General features: G+C 72.0%; 19 protein-coding genes. 7 read left to right on the plus strand and 12 right to left on the minus strand.

Annotated features, from left to right (window positions below):
* Together AC2XR2_RS02325 and AC2XR2_RS02330 are read right to left on the minus strand one after the other, a co-directional pair.
* A complete protein-coding gene (locus tag AC2XR2_RS02325) occupies positions 1-861 on the minus strand; it encodes a SigB/SigF/SigG family RNA polymerase sigma factor (RefSeq protein WP_330269059.1) in 861 nt (286 codons plus the stop codon).
* 205 nt (positions 862-1,066) lie between these two features.
* Entirely contained in the window at positions 1,067-1,510 is a 444-nt protein-coding gene (locus AC2XR2_RS02330; protein WP_330269058.1) for an ATP-binding protein, read from the minus strand.
* 212 nt (positions 1,511-1,722) lie between these two features.
* Between AC2XR2_RS02330 and AC2XR2_RS02335 the strand changes: the two genes are divergently transcribed.
* The 3 genes from AC2XR2_RS02335 (at position 1,723) to AC2XR2_RS02345 (ending at position 4,182) form a co-directional block, all read left to right on the plus strand.
* A complete protein-coding gene (locus tag AC2XR2_RS02335; protein WP_449351479.1) occupies positions 1,723-1,962 on the plus strand; it encodes a hypothetical protein in 240 nt (79 codons plus the stop codon).
* 30 nt (positions 1,963-1,992) lie between these two features.
* The gene (locus AC2XR2_RS02340) at positions 1,993-3,471 is read left to right on the plus strand and encodes an aminotransferase class I/II-fold pyridoxal phosphate-dependent enzyme (RefSeq protein ID WP_491514081.1); all 1,479 of its coding nucleotides are present in this window, start codon (positions 1,993-1,995) and stop codon (positions 3,469-3,471) included.
* 255 nt (positions 3,472-3,726) lie between these two features.
* Positions 3,727-4,182: a cyclic nucleotide-binding domain-containing protein gene (locus tag AC2XR2_RS02345; protein ID WP_330269055.1), complete on the plus strand. Its 456-nt coding sequence runs from the start codon at positions 3,727-3,729 to the stop codon at positions 4,180-4,182.
* A 3-nt stretch (positions 4,183-4,185) separates the two neighbouring features.
* Here the strand turns inward: AC2XR2_RS02345 and AC2XR2_RS02350 are convergent, their stop codons facing one another.
* Positions 4,186-5,484, minus strand: a complete 1,299-nt coding sequence (locus tag AC2XR2_RS02350) for an MFS transporter (RefSeq protein WP_491514082.1) — start codon at positions 5,482-5,484, stop codon at positions 4,186-4,188.
* A gap of 110 nt (positions 5,485-5,594) precedes the next feature.
* On the minus strand, positions 5,595-6,212 hold the full coding sequence (locus tag AC2XR2_RS02355; RefSeq protein WP_449351475.1) for a LysE/ArgO family amino acid transporter: 618 nt from the start codon (positions 6,210-6,212) through the stop codon (positions 5,595-5,597).
* Between the two features lie 69 nt (positions 6,213-6,281).
* Here AC2XR2_RS02355 and AC2XR2_RS02360 point away from each other — a divergent pair, with 69 nt between their 5' ends.
* Positions 6,282-7,172 carry a LysR family transcriptional regulator ArgP gene (locus AC2XR2_RS02360; protein ID WP_491518390.1) on the plus strand — a complete coding sequence of 297 codons (891 nt, stop codon included), beginning with the start codon at positions 6,282-6,284 and terminating at the stop codon, positions 7,170-7,172.
* Positions 7,173-7,230: 58 nt separating this feature from the next.
* Here the strand turns inward: AC2XR2_RS02360 and AC2XR2_RS02365 are convergent, their stop codons facing one another.
* On the minus strand, positions 7,231-7,935 hold the full coding sequence (locus AC2XR2_RS02365) for a TetR/AcrR family transcriptional regulator (RefSeq protein ID WP_381307371.1): 705 nt from the start codon (positions 7,933-7,935) through the stop codon (positions 7,231-7,233).
* Between the two features lie 124 nt (positions 7,936-8,059).
* Here AC2XR2_RS02365 and AC2XR2_RS02370 point away from each other — a divergent pair, with 124 nt between their 5' ends.
* A complete protein-coding gene (locus tag AC2XR2_RS02370; protein ID WP_449351473.1) occupies positions 8,060-9,280 on the plus strand; it encodes a saccharopine dehydrogenase family protein in 1,221 nt (406 codons plus the stop codon).
* Between the two features lie 109 nt (positions 9,281-9,389).
* A complete protein-coding gene (locus AC2XR2_RS02375) occupies positions 9,390-9,644 on the plus strand; it encodes a WhiB family transcriptional regulator (protein WP_123758683.1) in 255 nt (84 codons plus the stop codon).
* A gap of 126 nt (positions 9,645-9,770) precedes the next feature.
* Here the strand turns inward: AC2XR2_RS02375 and AC2XR2_RS02380 are convergent, their stop codons facing one another.
* From AC2XR2_RS02380 to AC2XR2_RS02400, 5 genes are all read right to left on the minus strand, one after another.
* A complete protein-coding gene (locus tag AC2XR2_RS02380) occupies positions 9,771-10,223 on the minus strand; it encodes a DUF6098 family protein (protein WP_491514083.1) in 453 nt (150 codons plus the stop codon).
* A 71-nt stretch (positions 10,224-10,294) separates the two neighbouring features.
* Positions 10,295-12,109 (minus strand): sensor histidine kinase, encoded by a 1,815-nt coding sequence (locus AC2XR2_RS02385; protein WP_491514084.1) that lies wholly within the window; start codon positions 12,107-12,109, stop codon positions 10,295-10,297.
* Positions 12,106-12,807: a response regulator gene (locus tag AC2XR2_RS02390; RefSeq protein WP_491514085.1), complete on the minus strand. Its 702-nt coding sequence runs from the start codon at positions 12,805-12,807 to the stop codon at positions 12,106-12,108. Before AC2XR2_RS02390 ends, AC2XR2_RS02385 begins: the two co-directional genes overlap by 4 nt.
* 19 nt (positions 12,808-12,826) lie before the next feature.
* Entirely contained in the window at positions 12,827-13,570 is a 744-nt protein-coding gene (locus tag AC2XR2_RS02395) for a L,D-transpeptidase family protein (RefSeq protein ID WP_491514086.1), read from the minus strand.
* A 41-nt stretch (positions 13,571-13,611) separates the two neighbouring features.
* Positions 13,612-14,997 (minus strand): M1 family metallopeptidase, encoded by a 1,386-nt coding sequence (locus AC2XR2_RS02400; protein WP_491514087.1) that lies wholly within the window; start codon positions 14,995-14,997, stop codon positions 13,612-13,614.
* A gap of 140 nt (positions 14,998-15,137) precedes the next feature.
* Here AC2XR2_RS02400 and AC2XR2_RS02405 point away from each other — a divergent pair, with 140 nt between their 5' ends.
* Positions 15,138-15,488: a DUF488 domain-containing protein gene (locus AC2XR2_RS02405; protein ID WP_491514088.1), complete on the plus strand. Its 351-nt coding sequence runs from the start codon at positions 15,138-15,140 to the stop codon at positions 15,486-15,488.
* Between the two features lie 18 nt (positions 15,489-15,506).
* On the opposite strand, the gene AC2XR2_RS02410 is transcribed toward AC2XR2_RS02405, so the two are convergent.
* Entirely contained in the window at positions 15,507-17,180 is a 1,674-nt protein-coding gene (locus tag AC2XR2_RS02410) for an FAD-binding dehydrogenase (RefSeq protein ID WP_449351468.1), read from the minus strand.
* 17 nt (positions 17,181-17,197) lie between these two features.
* Entirely contained in the window at positions 17,198-17,824 is a 627-nt protein-coding gene (locus AC2XR2_RS02415) for a TetR/AcrR family transcriptional regulator (RefSeq protein WP_330269043.1), read from the minus strand.
* Positions 17,825-17,875: the final 51 nt, after the last annotated feature.

The raw sequence follows: 17,875 nt of genomic DNA on the forward strand, positions 1-17,875 counted from the left end.
TCAGGCCTCGGCCGGCCCGTCGGCGGCGTGCCGCCTCGCCCGGTCGGCCAGCGCCTCGTCGCGCACGCGGGCGCAGCTGCGGCTGATGAGCCGGGAGACGTGCATCTGCGAGATGCCGAGCTGGTCGGCGATGCGGCTCTGGGTCATGTCCTCGAAGAAGCGCATGTAGAGGATGGCGCGTTCACGCTCGGGCAGCCTGCGCAGCCCTTCCTTGGCGGACTCGCGGTCGACCACGACGTCGTACGAGGTGTCGGGGCCGCCCAGGGTGTCCGCGAGGCTGTAGCCGTCGTCGCCGGCCGACAGTTCGGCGTCCAGGGAGAGCGTGCTGAAGCTCTCGAGGGCCTCCAGTCCGGTGGTGACCTCTTCCTCGGTCAGACCGGTGTGGGCGGCGAGGTCGGCGGGCGAGGGTTCGGGGGAGCCGGGGTTCTGGGTGAGTTCGCGTCGGGCCACCCGCACCTTGTTGCGCAGTTCCTGCACCCTGCGGGGCACCCTGAGGGCCCACATGCGGTCGCGGAAGTGGCGCTTGACCTCGCCGGTGATGGTGGGGACGGCATAGCTCTCGAAGGCTCCTCGTTCCGGTTCGAACCGGTCGATGGCCTTCACGAGCCCGAGGGCGGCGACCTGGCGCAGGTCCTCGAGGGACTCGCCGCGGTCGCGGAAGCGGCCCGCGATGCGGTGGGCCATGGGCAGCCACGCGGTGACGAGTTCGTCGCGCAGGGCGTCTCGTTCGGGTCCTTCTTCCAGCCCGGCCAGCCGGGTGAAGAGAGCCATGGTGTCGGGGGCGTCGTCGTGCCGCCGCCTGCCGGAGGTGGTGGGACGGTCCTGGGTGGTGGGACGGCTGGTCGACGTGTCGGTGAGCATGCGGATTCGCTCCTGAAGAACGGGTTCAGGGACTGACCGCGGGAGGTACGCCGCCGGGACCGCAGAAGAGGGGCCCGCAGCAGCCGTACAGCTCCCGCTGGCGCGCCTCCGGTCCGAAGCACGAAACTGCGTCTGCCCTGCTGTATGGGGCCCAAACACCGCCGGCGAAAACTCCGTTTTCCGGGGCTGTCCCAGCAGTGTCGGTTCAGCTCAGGGGCACCATCGCGGTGATGCACTTGCCGCCCGTGGGCAGATCGGTGACCCGGACGTCGTGGGCGAGGCGGCAGACGATGGGCCAGCCGTGACCGCCGGGCCGCCATCGGCCCTGCCGGTCGACGGGCTCCTTGGCGACCGGCAGGGCGGTGCTGCGGTCGCTCACCGAGACGCGGACGCCCTGCCCCTCGACGCTGACGTCGAAGTCGGTGATGCCGCCGCCGTGCAGGATGGCGTTGGTGGTGAGTTCGGAGGTGACGAGCAGCGCGTCCGAGAGGGCCTGCGCGTCGCAGGGGGTGTGGGTGGCTCGGCACCGCTCGGACACGGCCCGCTCGACGGCCCGGCGCGCCTCGGCCGGCCGGTAGGGGCGTGGGGGTGCGTGACGGTACGCCACGGAGGTTTCGGGGGTGGCGTCGGTCCTGTGCTCCTCGCACATGACGTGGCTCCTGATCGGTGGAACGACTGGCTGTCTGTTCGGTGCTGCGGAAGCCGGGCCCGGCCCGGCCCGCGAACACGGTGATCGCGGTGTGCGCTGCGCGCTCCCCGTGTGCCTCTCTCATCGGCTCACCTCTGCCCGCCCGGTCAAACCTTCCTGTTTCGGGCGGATCTCCCGGTGATCCGACGGCATTGCGCGGGTACGCGGACTGCATGACCGATGTCGTGGACTCAGACGAACTGCTGCGCCGCATCCAGCGTGCCCGGGCCTGTGCGGCCGAGGAGGAGCGGTCCTGGCGGGCCCGGAGCGAGGAGCTGGGCTCCGCCGACACGGACGCCGCCCGGGACGCGACCGTCCGCACGCTGGCCTACGAGGCGGTGACCCGGGTGCTGGACGAGGTGCTGAGGCCGGGCAGCCGCGGGCCCTCCGGTGGTCCGGCCCAGGCTGATTGACGCAGGTGCGGTCCGGGCACCCGGGGCCCCATGACTGCCGATCACACGCAAGCACCGGTTCTGGACGCCCTGGCCGACTACCACCGCCGGGGGCGGCTGTCGTTCGCTCCGCCGGGCCACAAGCAGGCCCGGGGGGCCGACCCCGCGGTGCGGGAGGTGCTGGGTGACGCGGTCTTCCTCGGCGATGTGCTGGCCTCGGGCGGTCTGGACGACCGGCTGACGCGGGGGCGGGTGCTGGAGCGGGCCGAGGAGTTGCTGGCCGACGCGGTGCACGCGGAGCACACCTTCTTCACCACGTGCGGGAGTTCGCTGTCCGTGAAGGCGGCCATGCTGGCCGTCGCGGGCCCGCACGAGAAGCTGCTGATCGGGCGGGACGCCCACAAGTCGGTGGTGTCGGGGCTGATCCTGTCGGGGATCGAGCCGGTGTGGGTGGATCCGCGGTGGGACGCCGAGCGCCATCTCGCACACCCGCCGTCGGCCGCCGACTTCGAGCGGGCCTTCGAGGCCCACCCGGACGCGAAGGGCGCCCTGGTCGTCAGTCCGACGCCGTACGGCGGCTGCGCGGCCCTGGAGGACATCGCCGAGGTGTGCCACCGCCGCTCGGTGCCGCTCATCGTGGACGAGGCCTGGGGCGCGCATCTGCCCTTCCACCCCGATCTGCCGTCCTGGGCCATGGACGCGGGCGCCGACATCTGCGTGACCAGCATCCACAAGATGGGCAGCGGTCTGGAGCAGGGGTCCGTCTTCCACCTCCAGGGCGGTCTCGTCCCGCCGGATCTGCTGAAGATGCGCGCCGACCTGCTGGGTTCCACGAGTCCCTCGGTGCTGCTGTACGCCGGGATCGACGGCTGGCGCCGGCAGATGGCGCTGCACGGCAAGGAGTTGATGGGCGGGGCGCTCGACCTCGCGGCCCGGGTGCGGCCGGCGATCGAGGAGATCGAGGGGATGCACGTCAACGACCGGGACGACTTCTGCGGGCCCGGCCTGGCCGACGACTTCGATCCGCTGCCCTGCGTCATCGACGTCACGGGGCTCGGAGTCACCGGGTACCGGGCGGCGGACTGGCTGCGCGAGCACCGGAGCATCGACGCCCATCTCACCGACCACCGCCGGATCGGCATGCAGATCACCCATGGCGACGACGAGGAAACCACCGGCCAACTGCTCGGCGCGCTCCGGGATCTCGCCCGGGCCGCGCCGCACTTGGGTCCGGCCCCGCGGGTGTCCGTGCCACCGCCGTCCGAGCTGCGGATGGAGCAGGTGCGACTGCCCCGGGACGCGTTCTTCGGGCCGGCCGAGAACGTTCCGGTCGCCGAGGCCGCGGGACGGATCGCGGCGGAGCTGATCACGCCGTATCCGCCGGGGATCCCCGCCGTGCTGCCCGGCGAGCTGCTGACCGAACCGGTGCTGGAGTATCTGCGCACGGGCCTGGCCGCGGGCATGAACCTGCCGGATCCGGCCGACGCCGAGTTGGAGACGATCAGGGTGGTAAACGCCCCTTCCGAGTGAAACCGGTCACCCGCCCCGGATTCGATTGCGCGAAATCGCCATGGATGGTTTACGGTTCATCCATACGTGGTGACGGGGTGCAAGCCCTCCTCCGCACCACCTCTGACTGCCCTGGCTGGCCTCCCCCGTCCAGCCAGGGCTTTTCCATGCCATGAGCAGATCCTCACCTCCGCCGAGGTGCCCCGGGCGGCGGCAGCCGCTGAAATGGGCATAGGCACAACACCGGAATCCCTCGCCGGCGAGGAGCCCCGCGTCATGACCAAAGCGACGAAACTGCTGAACGCCCTGCCGCAGCCGCAGCGCCAGAGCCTGATGACGCTCGCCAAGGAGGTCTCCTTCCCCGAGGACCACCGCATCTTCGAGGCGGGCGGCACGGCCGACCGCTTCTGGGTCATCCGCTCCGGGGCGGTCTCGCTGACCCAGCAGGTGACCGCCCACCAGCGGGTCACCGTGGCCGGGCTCGGCGCGGGCGACCTGCTCGGCTGGTCGTGGCTGTTCCCGCCGTACCAGTGGGACTTCGGCGCGGAGGCGTTCAGCCCGGTGCGGGCCTACGAGTTCGACGCGGCGGCGGTGCTGCGGCTGTGCGAGGAGGACAGGCAGCTCGGGATGATCCTGGTGCGGAGTGTCGCGGAGATCCTCGCCCACCGGCTGGAGACGACGCGCGGCAAGCTCATGGAGCAGTACGGCTCGCGCCGCAGGAGTGCCCTGTAGGTCTCAGATCCGGTAGCGGCGCAGCGCCGGCACCGTGAAGGCGAGGCCCAGCATGGTGGCGACGACCAGCAGACCGCCGCCCGCCACCGCGGTGCGCGCGCCGAAGGCGGACCCCGCGGTGCCGTGCAGGACGTCGGCGAGGCGGGGGCCGCCCGCGACGACGACCGTGAAGACGCCCTGCATGCGGCCGCGCATCTCGTCGGTCGCGGCGGAGAGCAGGATCGCCCCGCGGAAGACCATCGAGACCATGTCGGCGACCCCGGCCGCGGCCAGGAACACCACGGCGAGCCACAGGCTGCCGCTCAGCCCGAACCCGGTGATGGCCGCACCCCAGGCCACGACCGCCCCGATGACCATCCAGCCGTGCCGCCGGGCCCGGGAGAACGTGCCGGAGAACAGCCCGCCGACCACCGCGCCGATCGGGATGGCGGCGAACAGCAGACCCAGCGCGAGCCCCTCCCCGTAGGGGGCGTAGGTCTCGGAGGCGAGCTGCGGGAACAGCGCCCGGGGCATGCCGAAGACCATGGCGATGATGTCGGCGAGGAAGGACAGCAGCAGCACCTTGTGCGCGGAGATGTACCGGAAGCCCTCGGCGATCTCGCGCACGCCGGCCCGGCGCGCCAGGGTGGTCGCGAGCGGTGGCAGGGCGGGCAGCCGGTACACCGCCCACACCGTCACGCACAGCGCCAGGGCGTCGATGAGGTACAGCTCCGGCAGACCGATCACCGGGATCAGCACACCCGCGAGCAGCGGGCCCATGACCTGGCCGGTCTGCATGACGGTGGAGCCGAGCGCGTTGGCCGCGGGCAGCTGGTCCGCGGGCACCAGCCGGGCGATGGAGGCGTTGCGGGCAGGGGAGTTGAGGCCCCAGAAGGCCTGCTGGACCGCGAGCAGGACCATCAGGGCGGCCACCGAGTCGAGTCCGGTGACGGCCTGGAGCCAGAACAGGACCGAGGTGACGGCGATGCCGCTGTTGGTGATCAGGAGCAGCTTGCGGCGGTCCATGGTGTCCGCGACCGCGCCGCCCCACAGCGCGAACACGATCAGCGGCAGCAGTCCCGCCATGCTCGCGGCGCCGACCCAGGCCGAGGAGCCGGTGATGTCGTAGATCTGCTTGGGCACCGCGACGGCGGTGAGCTGGCTGCCGACGGCCGTGACGATCGTCGAGCTCCACAGGCGGCGGTAGGCCGGGATGCGCAGCGGGCGGGTGTCCATCGCCCAGCGGCGCCAGCCGCGCCGGGGCGGCGGTGCCTCGTCCGCCGTCGGGGTCTGGGGTTCGGTGCTGCTCTCGCCGGTGTCCACGCGCTTCCTGGTTGCTCGTTACATCTATCGGGGCCAGGGTTCACTATCGCAGCACCGCCCGGGAGTTCAGGACGCGGTGTCTCGCCTGTCGGGACGGGCGCCCGGAGTCTTCATGTTCCGGCCACGAGCGTGAGGCCGAGGGCGATCATCGTCGCGGCGACCAGTCCGTCCAGGACCCGCCAGGCGGCCGGCCTGGCCAGGAAGCGGCTGAGCAGCCGGGCGCCGAAGCCGAGGGCGGCGAACCAGCACAGGCTCGCAAGCACGGCACCGAGGCCGAAGGTCCAGCGCAGCGGGCCGCGGTCGGCGGCGATGGAGCCGAGCAGGAACACCGTGTCGAGGTAGACGTGCGGGTTGAGCCAGGTCATGGCCAGACAGGTCAGCACCGCCCGCCTGCGGGAGCCCGCCGCCTCGCCCTCCGCCTTCAGGCCCGACTCCCCCGGCCTGAAGACCCGGCGGGCGGCCAGGACGCCGTAGCAGAGCAGGAAACCGCCACCGATCCAGCCGACCAGGGTGAGCGCGCCGGGCCAGGCGACCACCACGGCACCGACACCGCCGACGCCGAGGGCGATGAGCACGGCGTCGGACAGGGCGCAGATACCGACGACGGCGAGGACCGCGTCGCGGCGGATCCCCTGGCGCAGGACGAAGGCGTTCTGGGCGCCGATGGCGACGATGAGCGAGAGGCCGGTACCGAATCCTGCGGCAGCGGCGGACAGAGAGGCTGGCATGGCTTCGACGGTACGGAGACGATCACCGCACGTACAGCTAAAGATTCTTACGTATCATTAGTTTTCGTGATGATGACCGAACTCCCCCTGGATCAGGTCCGCACTCTTCTCGCGGTGGTCGACGAGGGCACGTTCGACGCCGCGGCGGCGGCGCTGCACGTGACGCCGTCGGCGGTGAGCCAGCGGGTCAAGGCGTTGGAGCAGCGCACCGGGCGGGTGCTGCTGGTGCGCACGAAGCCGGTGCGGGTGACCGAGTCGGGCGAGGTCGTGGTGCGGTTCGGACGGCAGCTGGCCCGCCTCGAGCGGGACGCGCTCGCCGAGTTGGGGATGCCGGGCGAGGATGAGGTGACCCGGGTCTCGGTCGCCGTGAACGCGGACTCGTTGGCGACCTGGTTCCTGGAAGCGCTGACGCGGGTTCCCGAGCGGGAGCGGCTCTGTTTCGAGCTGCGGCGCGAGGACGAGAAGCGGACGGCGGAGCTGCTGCGGGAGGGGGTGGTGATGGCGGCGGTGACGTCTTCGGAGGAGGCCGTGGCGGGGTGTTCCGTACGGCTGCTGGGGCGGATGCGGTATCTGGCGGCGGCGAGTCCCGGGTTCGCCGAGAGGTGTCTCGACGGGCCGTCGGTGGACGGGCTCGCCGAGGCGCCGGTGGTGACCTTCGACCGGAGCGACGACATCCAGGACGGGTTCCTGCGGGGGCTGGGGTTCGGCGGGGCGAGCCCGGTGCGGCACGCGGTGCCGACGTCGGAGGGGTTCGTGGAGGCGGTCGCGCTGGGGCTGGGGTGGGGGATGGTGCCGGAGGTGCAGGCCGGGGCGCTGCTGCGGGCGGGGCGGCTGGTCGCGCTGGCGCCGGACCGGCCGGTGGACGTGCCGTTGTACTGGCAGCAGTGGAAGCTGGATTCGCCCGCGTTGGCTGCGGTGGCGTCGGCCGTGGCGGCCGCCGCGTCGGAAGCCCTCCGATGAGACCCGCCGTCGTCGGCCGCGGGTCCGTCGTGGCTGCTCGCGCAGTTCCCCGCGCCCCTCACGGGGCGTCGTCCATCCGTCTGTCCACACTGTCCAGGAGCATCTCCAAGGCCGTGGGATAGGCGCTGGTGATCATGTGCTGTGCGAGCAGGGGTGCCGCCTCGGCGATCCTCGGATACCTGTCGGCGGGCAACCGCGCATAGGTCGAACGCCACCTGGCCTCGTCCTCGTCCAGCGCCGCGCTCGGCAGGGCCAGGGACGCCGCGTCCAGGGCCGCGAAGGCCAGGGTCTGGTCGATGAAGGCGTGGTAGATCCGGACCGTGTCGGGAAGCGGGAAGCCCGCCGTGCGCAGGATGCCGAGGACCGCCTCGTCCGCGGCGAGTTCGTTGGCGCGGCCGGTGACCCGGCTCGTCGTCAGCAGGGCGGCCTGGGGGTGGGCCACGTAGGCGGCATGGATGCGCAGGCCCACGTCGCGCAGGTCCCGCCGCCACTCCCCCGTCGGCTCCCAGCCCTCCAGCGCCTGCCCGATCAGCGCGTCGCCGATCGCCAGCGTCAGGTCGTCCATACCGCGGAAGTAGCGGTAGAGCGTGCTCGGGTCGGCGTCCAGGGCCAGGCCCAGACGGCGGGCGGTGAGTCCCGCGCTGCCGTGTTCGCGGAGCATGCGCAGGGCGGTCCGGACGATCAGCTCCTCCGAGAGGACGGTGCCGCTCCTGGTGGGCCGGCGCCGACGGCGTTTCTCCTCGGGGACGACGGGCTTGGGCATCCGTGGCCTCCTTGCGCCGTGCCTTATGCCAACGCCATTGACCTTAAACCAACGCACGGCGTTGTATCTCCCGCAGGGGCCCCGCACATCTGCGACCTTCGACCCGTAAGGGGAGTGTTCTGTCATGCGTGTCCTGCTCGTGGGCGCCGGAGGCGTCGGCACCGCCATCACCCGGATCGCCGCCCGGCGGCCCTTCTTCGACGCCATGGTCGTCGCCGACTACGACCCCGCCCGCGCCGAGGCCGCGGTGGCCGCGCTCGGTGACCTGGCCGGCCGGTTCACCGCCGAGCGCGTGGACGCGAGCGACGAGTCGGCCGTGACCGCCCTGCTGGAGCGGCACGGCTGTGACGTCCTCCTCAATGCCACCGATCCCCGGTTCGTCATGCCCCTGTTCCGGGCGGCCCGCTCCGCCGGGGCGACCTATGTCGACATGGCGATGTCCCTGTCGCGTCCGCACCCCTCACGGCCGTACGAGGAGTGCGGGGTCAAGCTCGGCGACGAGCAGTTCGCGCAGGCCGAGGAGTGGGAGAAGGCGGGCGCGCTGGCCCTCGTCGGGATGGGAGTGGAGCCGGGGCTGTCCGACGTCTTCGCCCGGTACGCGGCCGACGAACTGTTCGACGAGATCGAGGAGATCGGTGTCCGCGACGGTGCGAACCTCACCGTCGACGGCTACGACTTCGCACCCTCCTTCAGCATCTGGACCACCATCGAGGAGTGCCTCAACCCGCCCGTGGTCTACGAGGAGGGCCGCGGCTGGTTCACCACGGAGCCCTTCAGCGAGCCCGAGGTCTTCGACTTCCCCGAGGGCATCGGGCCGGTGGAGTGCGTCAACGTGGAGCACGAGGAGGTGCTGCTCGTCCCCCGCTGGGTCGGCGCCCGCCGGGTCACCTTCAAATACGGCCTGGGCCGCGAGTTCGTCGAGACGCTGAAGACGCTGCACCTGCTGGGCCTGGACCGCACCGAGCCGGTGACCGTGCCGAGCGCCGCCGGGCCGGTCGCGGTCTCGCCCCGGGACGTCGTGGCGGCCTGTCTGCCCGACCCGGCGACACTGGGCGAGCGGATGCACGGCAAGACCTGTGCGGGGACGTGGGTGAAGGGCGTCAAGGACGGTTCGGCGCGCGAGGTGTACCTGTACCACGTGGTCGACAACCAGTGGTCCATGGCGGAGTACGGCTGTCAGGCCGTGGTGTGGCAGACGGCCGTGAACCCGGTCGTGGCTCTCGAACTCCTCGCCGGCGGTGCCTGGTCCGGCGCCGGGGTCCTCGGTCCGGAGGCCTTCCCGGCCCTGCCCTTCCTGGAGTTGCTGACCGCGTACGGCTCCCCGTGGGGCCTCCGCGAGCAGTGACCGGGGTGTCCCACAGGACCCGATTGTTTCACCGCGCATCGACAGGTGACCCGAAAACGAGTAAGGCATCCACGAGGGCACGTACGACTTCGATCGCAGGTGACTTTTGATGGACAACTGGCGAACCCATGCCGCGTGCCGCCATGAGGACCCCGACCTCTTCTTCCCGATCGGCACCACCGGCCCCGCTCTGGTGCAGACGGAGCAGGCCAAGTCCGTGTGCCGGCGCTGCCCCGTCCAGGAGCAGTGCCTCGAGTGGGCCCTGGACACGGGACAGGGCATCGGCGTCTGGGGCGGCACCAGCGAGACGGAACGCCGCGCGCTGGCGCGGCGTGCGAGTGCCGCACGGAGAAGGTCCGGCTGACCGGAACGCTTCAGTGGCGGGCCCGGTGCACCGGCGGATCCGGCCGGTGCACCGGGCCCGTCCAGCGGTCCGTGCCGCGGCGGCCCGGGTCGTCCAGCGGTCCGTGCCGCGGCGGCCCGGGTCCGTTCAGCGTTCCGTGCCGCGGCGCAGTGGGCCCCAGGTGGACTCCTGGGCGTCCACCGCGTCCCGGGCCTCGTCGATGACCCGGGGGTCGATCCAGCACATCGGCCGCACGTCCGCGACGAGCGGCTCGTTGTCCGGTCCCCGGCCCCGCTCGCGTCCCTGGAGCACCCAGGGGCGTACTCCGGGGCCCTTGTCGTGCGGCAGGTGGGAGTAGTCGTAGAGGCGCCGGGCCACCCACAGCCGTGCGGGGCGCCCCTGCCACCACTCCTCCATGTCGAGCGGATTGGCCGAGAGCCCCGGCAGTGCCAGGCCGGTGAGGTCGTCGGTGCTGGACGAACGGGCCAGGTCGACCCCGGGGCCGCGCGACCAGCGGACGTAGAGCCGCTCGTACCGTGCGGCCAGGTCCGCGAGCTCGGCCAGTGTCCGCAGCACCGGCAGCCCGTCCGGCACACCCATCTCGTGACCTCCCTCTTCCGTCGCGGGCCTACGGGGTACCCTCCGGCCACCGGCGGAATCGGGGGACCTCGCTACGGTGTCGGGCCCCCGGGCAGCCGCAGGGTGAAGACACTGCCCTTCCCCGGTTCGCTGGCCACGTCGACCGTGCCGCCGTGGGCGGCGACCAGGTGGCGGACGATGGGCAGGCCGAGCCCCGAGCCTCCGGTACGGCGGCTGCGGGACTTCTCCGCGCGCCAGAACCGGTCGAACACGTGCGGCAGGTCCTCGGGCGCGATGCCCGAGCCGGTGTCGGCGACCTCGAGGAGGACGTCGTCGCCGTCCCTGCGCGCGGCGAGGGTGACCGTGCCGTCGGGCGGGGTGTGCCGCAGCGCGTTGGAGACCAGGTTGCCGAGCGCCTGCCGCATCCGGACCGGGTCGGCGTCCAGCCACAGCTCGCCCTCCGCGCGGGTGCGCAGCTCCGCCGGGGCCGTGACCCGGTAGGCCGCCGCCACCTGCTGGAGGAGTTCGTCGCAGCGCACGGGCTCGCGGTGCAGGCGCAGGGTGCCGGCGTCGGCGGCCGCGAGGTCCTGGAGGTCGTCGATGACGCGCTGGAGGACGAGGGACTCCTCGTGCAGGGAGGCGAGCAGGGCGGGGTCGGGGTCGACGACACCGTCCCGGGTGACCTCCAGCCAGCCGCGGATGTTGGTGAGGGGGCTGCGCAGTTCGTGGGCGATGTCGCTGACCATCGCCTTGCGCTGGGCCTCCAGCCGCTCCCGGCGTTCGGACAGGTCGTTGAAGGCGGCGGCGAGGATGCCGGTCTCGTCGCGGGTGGTGACGGGGACGCGGACATGGAGTTCGGGCGGTTGCTGGGCCGCCGCGGTGAGCGCACGCAGCGGCCGCACCAGCCGGCCGGCGACCAGGGCGGTCGCGGCGACGGTGACGGCGAACACCAGTCCGGCGACCCCGACGACCTTCGCCTTGTTGGCCGGGGACATGTCGAACAGCACGGCGGGGGTGTCCCCGGTGCCCAGGAAGAGTTCCGCGGCCGGTGCCACGTAGGGGTCGAGCTGGGTGCGGAGGGCCTTGTCGAAGCAGGGCTGCGCGAGGCGGGCCTCCTTGTCGCCGAGCTTGCCGGTCACGGACTCGCGCACGTCCACCGCGCCCGGTCCGCTCCCCATCAGCACGGCGTACTCGGCGGTCAGACCCTTCTCGACCAGACAGGCGCGGGCCAGCTCCCGGGCCGCCTTGACCGCCTTCTTCTCCGTCGGGGTGGGGGTGTTGAGCCGTCCGTCCGCGCAGGCGTCCGGCACGGCGTCGGGCGCGGAGCCGCTGTCCGGGTCGGTGAGCAGCATCCGCCCGGTCGGGGTACGGCTCAGGTCGGTCTTCACACCGAACCTGGAGAAGCAGAGCTGTCGTTTGCGGGCCAGCGCGTCGACCTGGACGCGTTCCGCCCGGGTGAGCCGGTACGGGCCCACCGCACGCGGGTCGATGCCCGCGATCTGGGCGCCGCGCTCGCTGTAGGTGTCGGTGTGCAGCGGGTCGACGGCGGCGGCCGCGCTCGGGGGCAGCGCGGTGCCGCGCGGCGCGGAGTCGGCGACGACCCGGCGGTCCGGGGTGGTCAGGGCGATGCGCCGGCCGGTCTTCGCGGACAGCTCACGCACGGTGGCGGTCACGCCCGACCAGTCGGGGTGGGTCGCCGCGTAACCGCTGAGCTCGGCGAGCACGTCCATGTCGTCGGCGAGTGCCTGGCCCTGTTCCTCGCGCAGGGCCTGGGTGGTGGTGGCCACGGCGAGCCACGCGGTCGCGGCCACCGAGCACACGGCGATGAGTCCGGACGTGATCAGCAGGCGGACCAGCAGCCGCTTGTGCAGGGGTATCCGACGGCCCGGGGGTGCCGGCGCGCTCATCCGCGGCCGCCGCTGAGCTTGTAACCCACGCCGAACACCGTCATCAGCCTGGTCGGGCGGCGCGGATCGGCCTCGATCTTGCGGCGCAGGTTCATGATGTGCACGTCCACGGCCCGTTCGGTGGAGGCCCGGTCGGTGCCCCGGGTGACCTCCAGCAACTGGCGGCGCGAGAAGACCCGTTCGGGCTCGGCGACCATGGCCAGCAGGATCTCGAACTCGGCCGGCGTGCACTCCACCGGCGTCCCGTCACAGCGCACCTCGTGCCGTACCGGATCGACGGACAGGCCCGCGGCACGCACGGCGGGATCCTCGCGCCGCTCGGGGTCGGCGCCCCGCCCGCTGCGCCGCAGCACGGTCCGGATGCGGGCCATCAGCTCGCGCGGACTGTACGGCTTGGTCATGTAGTCGTCGGCGCCCAGTTCCAGGCCCAGCAGGACGTCGTCCTCCTCGGACCGCGCGGTGAGCATCACGACGGGGATGTCGGCGTCCCGGCGCAGCACCCGGCACACCCCGAAGCCGTCGATGACCGGCAGCATCAGGTCCAGGACGACGAGGTCGGGGGCGATCCGCCGGGCCGCGTCCAGGGCGGCCCGCCCGTCGTGGACCACGGTGGCCGTGTGGCCCTCCGCGAGCAGGGACCGTCGTATGAGTTCGGCCTGCATCTCGTCGTCCTCGGCGACCAGCACATGTGCGCACACTCGGCGGATCCTAAGCGCTTCAACGGGCCAGGGACGCGCCGTCGCCCATGACGACGACGGGGTGCAGGTCCGGGTCCAGGGTGCGGAGCAGCTCCTTCATGTGCTCCGCGGCGATGCTCACACAGCCGTGGGTGGGTCCGCCGTGGTCGACGTGGAGCCAGATGCCGCCGCCGCGGCCCGCGCCCATCGGGCGGGTCCAGTCCAGGGGTGAGGTGCCGGGCCGCCGGTTGTAGTCGATGGCGATCACGTAGTCGAAGGACCCGGCCAGCGGCTCGCCCTCGAAGCCCGTGCCCGGTGCGGTGAAGCTGGAGGAGCGGTCGTACGGCAGTTTCGTGCCGGGGTCCCTCAGCAGCCCTCCGGCGTCCGTGAGGGTGTAGACGCCGATCGGCGAGTGCAGGTCGCCGGCCAGGTGGTGGTCGGTCCAGCCCTTGAGGGCGTTGTGCGCGGGCCAGCTCGCGCCGGCCCGCCAGCCGGCCTCGGTGCGCTGGTACAGGACGACGGTCGAGTCCGAGGAGTCACGGTCCTCGCCGGTGACGACGACGGCCTGCCGGGCGTCGGCCGGTACCTTCGCCAAGGTCCTGGGCCCGAGGCCGGGTATCTGCTGGGGAGCGATCTCGAGGGAGATGTCCGGAGAGGGGGTGGGTTCCGGGGTCTCCCGAGAGGGCGCGGGCGCGCCCTGTGTGCTGGCCACGGCGCCGCCGCCGCATCCGGTGAGAAGCAGGGATGCGGCGAGCAGGGCCACGTGGGTTCTGCGTGTGATCATGGAACGACTCTGACCGACACTTGTGAGGAACTCGTCAGTTTCTAGGGCCTGTTCGGCTTGCCGGGCGTGGAGAGCCAGGTCCGGAACAGTTCGTCCAGCTTCTTCCCCGAAACCCGTTCCGCAAGTCGCTCGAACTGCGCGGTGGTCCCGTGGCCGTCACGGTGTCCGGCCGCCCAGGCACGGAGGATCCCGAAGAACGCCCGGTCGCCCACGGTCGTGCGCAGCACGTGCAGGGTCATGGCGCCGCGGGCGTAGACGGGGGTGCCGAAGATGTTGGCGCCGCTGCCGGGGTTGCCGGGCGGGAACTCCCACAGTTCGTCGCTCGCGGGCTTCGCGTAGAGCTCGTCGAAGGTCTTCTGGGCGCTGTCCCCGCCGTGCTGCTCGGCGTAGAGCCACTCCGCGTAGGTCGCGAAGCCCTCGTTGAGCCAGATGTCCTTCCAGGAGGTCAGCGACACGGAGTCGCCGAACCACTGGTGGGCGTTCTCGTGGACGAGGGTGCTGAGGTCGGGCGCCCGGTCGTAGACGGGACGGGACTGGGTCTCCAGCGCGTAGCCGACGTTCGGGGCGTGGTCCACGATCGAGCCGGCGGCGCGGAACGGGTAGGGCCCGAAGAGCTTGCTATCCCATTCCAGGACGGAGGGCAGCTTCTTGAGGACGGGGGCCGCGGCGGCGGCCTCGCGCGAGTCGACGGCGTTGTAGACGCGGATCCCGTTCCTGGTGGTGAACTGCTCCACCTTGAACTTCCCGACGGTCGCGGTGGCCAGATAGGCGGCCATGGGCTCGCTCTGGCGCCAGCGGAACGTGGTCTTCCCGTGCGTGGTCCGCTGCGAGAGGAGCACTCCGTTGGCGACCGCGGTGCGCCCTTGGGGGACGGTGATCGTGAAGTCGTACGACGACTTGTCCTTGGGGTGGTTGTTCGCCGGGAACCAGGTCATGGCGCCCTGCGGCTCCCCGGCGACGAACGCGCCGTCGTCGGTGGGGATCCAGCCGTCGAGCGAGCCGTCCGGGTCGGTGACGGGGCCGGGCTTGCCCTTGTAGGAGACGGTGACGGTGAAGCGTTCCCCCTTGCGCAGGGCGTGCCGCGGGGTGACGACGAGTTCCTGGCCGTCGCGGCGGAAGGCGGCCTTGGTGTGACCGACCGTCAGGGCGGTCACGGTGAGGCCCTTGAAGTCGAGGTCGAAGCGGGTCAGGCGCTGGGTGGCGCGGGCGGTGAGGACCGCCCTGCCGTCGAGATGGCGGCTCGCGGGGTCGTAACCGAGCGTCAGGTCGTAGTGCTCGACGTGGTATCCGCCGTTGCCGGCGAGCGGGAAGTAGGGGTCGCCCACTCCCGGAGAACCCGTCGACGGGGGTGCCGCGGCGCCGAGCAGGGCCACGAGGGTGACGGGGGTGGTAACGAGGACGAAGGTGCGTCTGACGGCCTTCGGCACAAGCGCTCCTACAAGTGGGGGGCGGACAACGGCTTCACACTAAAGGCCCCCTCCCCCGCAACTCACCCTTGAGCAGGTCAAGTCGCGGCGCACCTCGCAGTACGCTCCCGACGCACTCACCCTTCGTCGAGAGGCTTCCCGTGAGCGTGCGCATCCGTCGTGTCTATGAATCTCCGGAGCCGGAGGAGGGTGTCCGGGTCCTGGTCGACCGGCTGTGGCCGCGCGGCCTGTCGAAGGACGCGGCCCGCGTGGACGAGTGGCCGAAGGCGCTCACCCCGTCGACGGAGCTGCGCCGCTGGTACCACGCGGGCGAGGGCTCCTACGAGGAGTTCGCCGAGCGCTACGAGGCGGAGCTGACCGCTCCCGAGGCCGCTGAACTCCTGGATCGGGTGAGGGAGTTGGCGCGCAAGGGCGACGTGACCCTGCTGACCGCGTCGAAGACGCCGGAGCAGAGTCACGCCACCGTGCTGGTGCGCCTGTTGGAGTCCTAGCCGACCTGCTGCGCTGCCTCAGCCGACCTGCTTCGCCGCCGCCCGTCCCGCCGCGCGGCCCGAGAAGAGGCAGCCGCCGAGGAAGGTGCCCTCCAGGGCGTTGTAGCCGTGGACTCCGCCGCCGCCGAAGCCGGCCACCTCGCCCGCCGCGTACAGGCCCTCGACCGGCTTGCCGTCGGCGCCCAGGGCGCGGGAGTCGAGGTCGGTCTGGATGCCGCCGAGGGTCTTGCGGGTCAGGATGTGCAGCTTGACGCCGATGAGGGGGCCGGCGGCGGGGTCGAGGATGCGGTGCGGGGTGGCGACGCGGCCGAGGCGGTCGCCGATGTAGCGGCGGGCGTTGCGGATGCCCTGCACCTGGGCGTCCTTGCTGTAGGAGTTGGCGATCTGGAGGTCGCGGGCCTCGATCTGGCGGCGGATCGTGGCGGCGTCCAGGAGCGCCTTGTCCGTGAGGCCGTTCATCTTCTCGACCAGCTGCTCCAGGTTCGGCGCGGTCACGAAGTCCGCGCCCTTGCGCAGGAAGGCGTCGACCGGCCCCGGCGCGCCCTTGCCGAGGACGCGCTCCTTGAGGAAGCCCGCGCGGTCCTTGGCGGTGATGTCGGGGTTCTGCTCGGAGCCGGAGAGCGCGAACTCCTTCTCGATGATCTTCTGGGTGAGGATGAACCAGGAGTGGTCGTACTCCGCGATGTCCTCGGTGGTGCGCAGGTGCTTCAGGGTGCCGAGGGTGTCGTAGCCGGGCAGGCACGGGTCGGGCAGCCGGCGGCCCAGGGCGTCGAACCACAGGGAGGACGGGCCGGGCAGGATGCGGATGCCGTGGCCCGGCCAGATCGGGTCCCAGTTCTGGATGCCCTCGGTGTAGTGCCACATGCGGTCGCGGTTGACCAGGCGGACGCCCGCGCTCTCGCTGATGTCGAGCATCCGGCCGTCGACGTGGGCGGGGACGCCGGTGACCATCTCGGTGGGCGGGTTGCCGAGCCGTTCGGGCCAGTAGCGGCGGACGATGTCGTGGTTGGCGCCGATGCCGCCGGTGGTGACGACGACGGCCTGGGCGGTCAGTTCGAAGTCGCCGATCCGGTCGCGGTTGGAGGCCACTCCGCGCGCGGAGTCGTCCTCGGCGAGCACGGTCCCGCGCACGCCCCGCGCGGTGCCGTCCTCGATGACGAGCTCGTCGACCTGGTGGCGGTGGTAGAAGGTCAGCAGTCCGTCGCGGGCGGCCTGCTTGGCGTACCCGACGAAGGGCTCGACGACTCCGGTTCCGGTGCCCCAGGCGATGTGGAAGCGGGGCACGGAGTTGCCGTGGCCGTGGGCGGTGAGGTCGCCGCGCTCGGCCCAGCCGACGGTGGGCAGGAACTTGATGCCGTGCCCCTCCAGCCAGGACCGCTTCTCCCCCGCCGCGAACTCGACGTAGGCGCGCGCCCAGCGCACCGCCCAGGAGTCCTCGTCGTCGACGCGGTCGAACCCGGCGCTGCCCTGCCAGTCGCTCCAGGCCAGGTCGAAGGAGTCCTTGATGCCGAGGCGCCGCTGCTCCGGGGAGTCGACGAGGAAGAGCCCGCCGAAGGACCAGAAGGCCTGGCCGCCGAGGTTGGCGGCGTTCTCCTGGTCGACCAGCGCGACCCTCCTGCCGCGGCTGGTGAGTTCGTGCGCGGCGACCAGGCCCGCGAGCCCGGCTCCGACGACGATGACGTCGGCATCCATGGCGACCGTCCCTTCCCTCATTCGGTGGTGTCGCTGCCGTCGGTGAGCAGCGCGGTGAGCAGTTGCTTGAGCCAGACGCGGGCCCGCTCCAGGTCCCCGTCCAGCAGCAGTTGGACGGTGACCCCGTCGTAGGCGGCGACCACGGCGTGCGCGGCGCCCTCCACGTCGACCAGCACGGCGGGCAGTTCGGCGTGCCCACGCGCGCGTGCCAGCCGGTCGGCGATCGCCCGCCTGAGGCGGGCCCGGTGTTCGAGCAGGGTCCGGGCGACCTCGGGCGCGCGGGCCGCGTGCACCAGGAAGTCGGTCTTCACCAGCAGCCAGTCCCGGTCCAGGAGCAGCACCTCGGTGACCCGGTCGACGGCGGCCGGGACGTCGAGCCCCGGTCCGTCGAGGGCGAGGGCACCGGAGACCTGCTCCGCGATCAGCTCGGCGCGCTGCTGGTACAGGGCGAAGAAGAGCTCGTCGAGGCTGTCGAAGTTCGAGTAGAAGGCGCCCCGGCTGTAGCCGGCCGCCTCGCAGACCTCCTCGATGGACACCCGCCCGAAGCCCTTGGCGGCGAAGACCTCGAAGGCCGCGTCGAGCAGGTTGGCCCGCGTGCGGACCCGGCGCCTGGTCACGCGCCTGGTCGTCTCCTCCACCGCCATGTCGGCCCTCCGTTCGATACGCGAATGTATCCGATACAGCGGTGTATCGAA

This window comes from Streptomyces sp. LS-MS-L19, assembly GCF_058382285.1.

Bases quoted from the DNA above. Each gene is read 5' to 3' on its own strand.
- AC2XR2_RS02325 (WP_330269059.1), bottom strand. From the start codon at position 861: ATGCTCACCGACACGTCGACCAGCCGTCCCACCACCCAGGACCGTCCC.
- AC2XR2_RS02330 (WP_330269058.1), bottom strand. From the start codon at position 1,510: ATGTGCGAGGAGCACAGGACCGACGCCACCCCCGAAACCTCCGTGGCG.
- AC2XR2_RS02335 (WP_449351479.1), top strand. From the start codon at position 1,723: ATGACCGATGTCGTGGACTCAGACGAACTGCTGCGCCGCATCCAGCGT.
- AC2XR2_RS02340 (WP_491514081.1), top strand. From the start codon at position 1,993: ATGACTGCCGATCACACGCAAGCACCGGTTCTGGACGCCCTGGCCGAC.
- AC2XR2_RS02345 (WP_330269055.1), top strand. From the start codon at position 3,727: ATGACCAAAGCGACGAAACTGCTGAACGCCCTGCCGCAGCCGCAGCGC.
- AC2XR2_RS02355 (WP_449351475.1), bottom strand. From the start codon at position 6,212: ATGCCAGCCTCTCTGTCCGCCGCTGCCGCAGGATTCGGTACCGGCCTC.
- AC2XR2_RS02360 (WP_491518390.1), top strand. From the start codon at position 6,282: ATGATGACCGAACTCCCCCTGGATCAGGTCCGCACTCTTCTCGCGGTG.
- AC2XR2_RS02365 (WP_381307371.1), bottom strand. From the start codon at position 7,935: ATGCCCAAGCCCGTCGTCCCCGAGGAGAAACGCCGTCGGCGCCGGCCC.
- AC2XR2_RS02370 (WP_449351473.1), top strand. From the start codon at position 8,060: ATGCGTGTCCTGCTCGTGGGCGCCGGAGGCGTCGGCACCGCCATCACC.
- AC2XR2_RS02375 (WP_123758683.1), top strand. From the start codon at position 9,390: ATGGACAACTGGCGAACCCATGCCGCGTGCCGCCATGAGGACCCCGAC.
- AC2XR2_RS02380 (WP_491514083.1), bottom strand. From the start codon at position 10,223: ATGGGTGTGCCGGACGGGCTGCCGGTGCTGCGGACACTGGCCGAGCTC.
- AC2XR2_RS02385 (WP_491514084.1), bottom strand. From the start codon at position 12,109: ATGAGCGCGCCGGCACCCCCGGGCCGTCGGATACCCCTGCACAAGCGG.
- AC2XR2_RS02395 (WP_491514086.1), bottom strand. From the start codon at position 13,570: ATGATCACACGCAGAACCCACGTGGCCCTGCTCGCCGCATCCCTGCTT.
- AC2XR2_RS02410 (WP_449351468.1), bottom strand. From the start codon at position 17,180: ATGGATGCCGACGTCATCGTCGTCGGAGCCGGGCTCGCGGGCCTGGTC.
- AC2XR2_RS02415 (WP_330269043.1), bottom strand. From the start codon at position 17,824: ATGGCGGTGGAGGAGACGACCAGGCGCGTGACCAGGCGCCGGGTCCGC.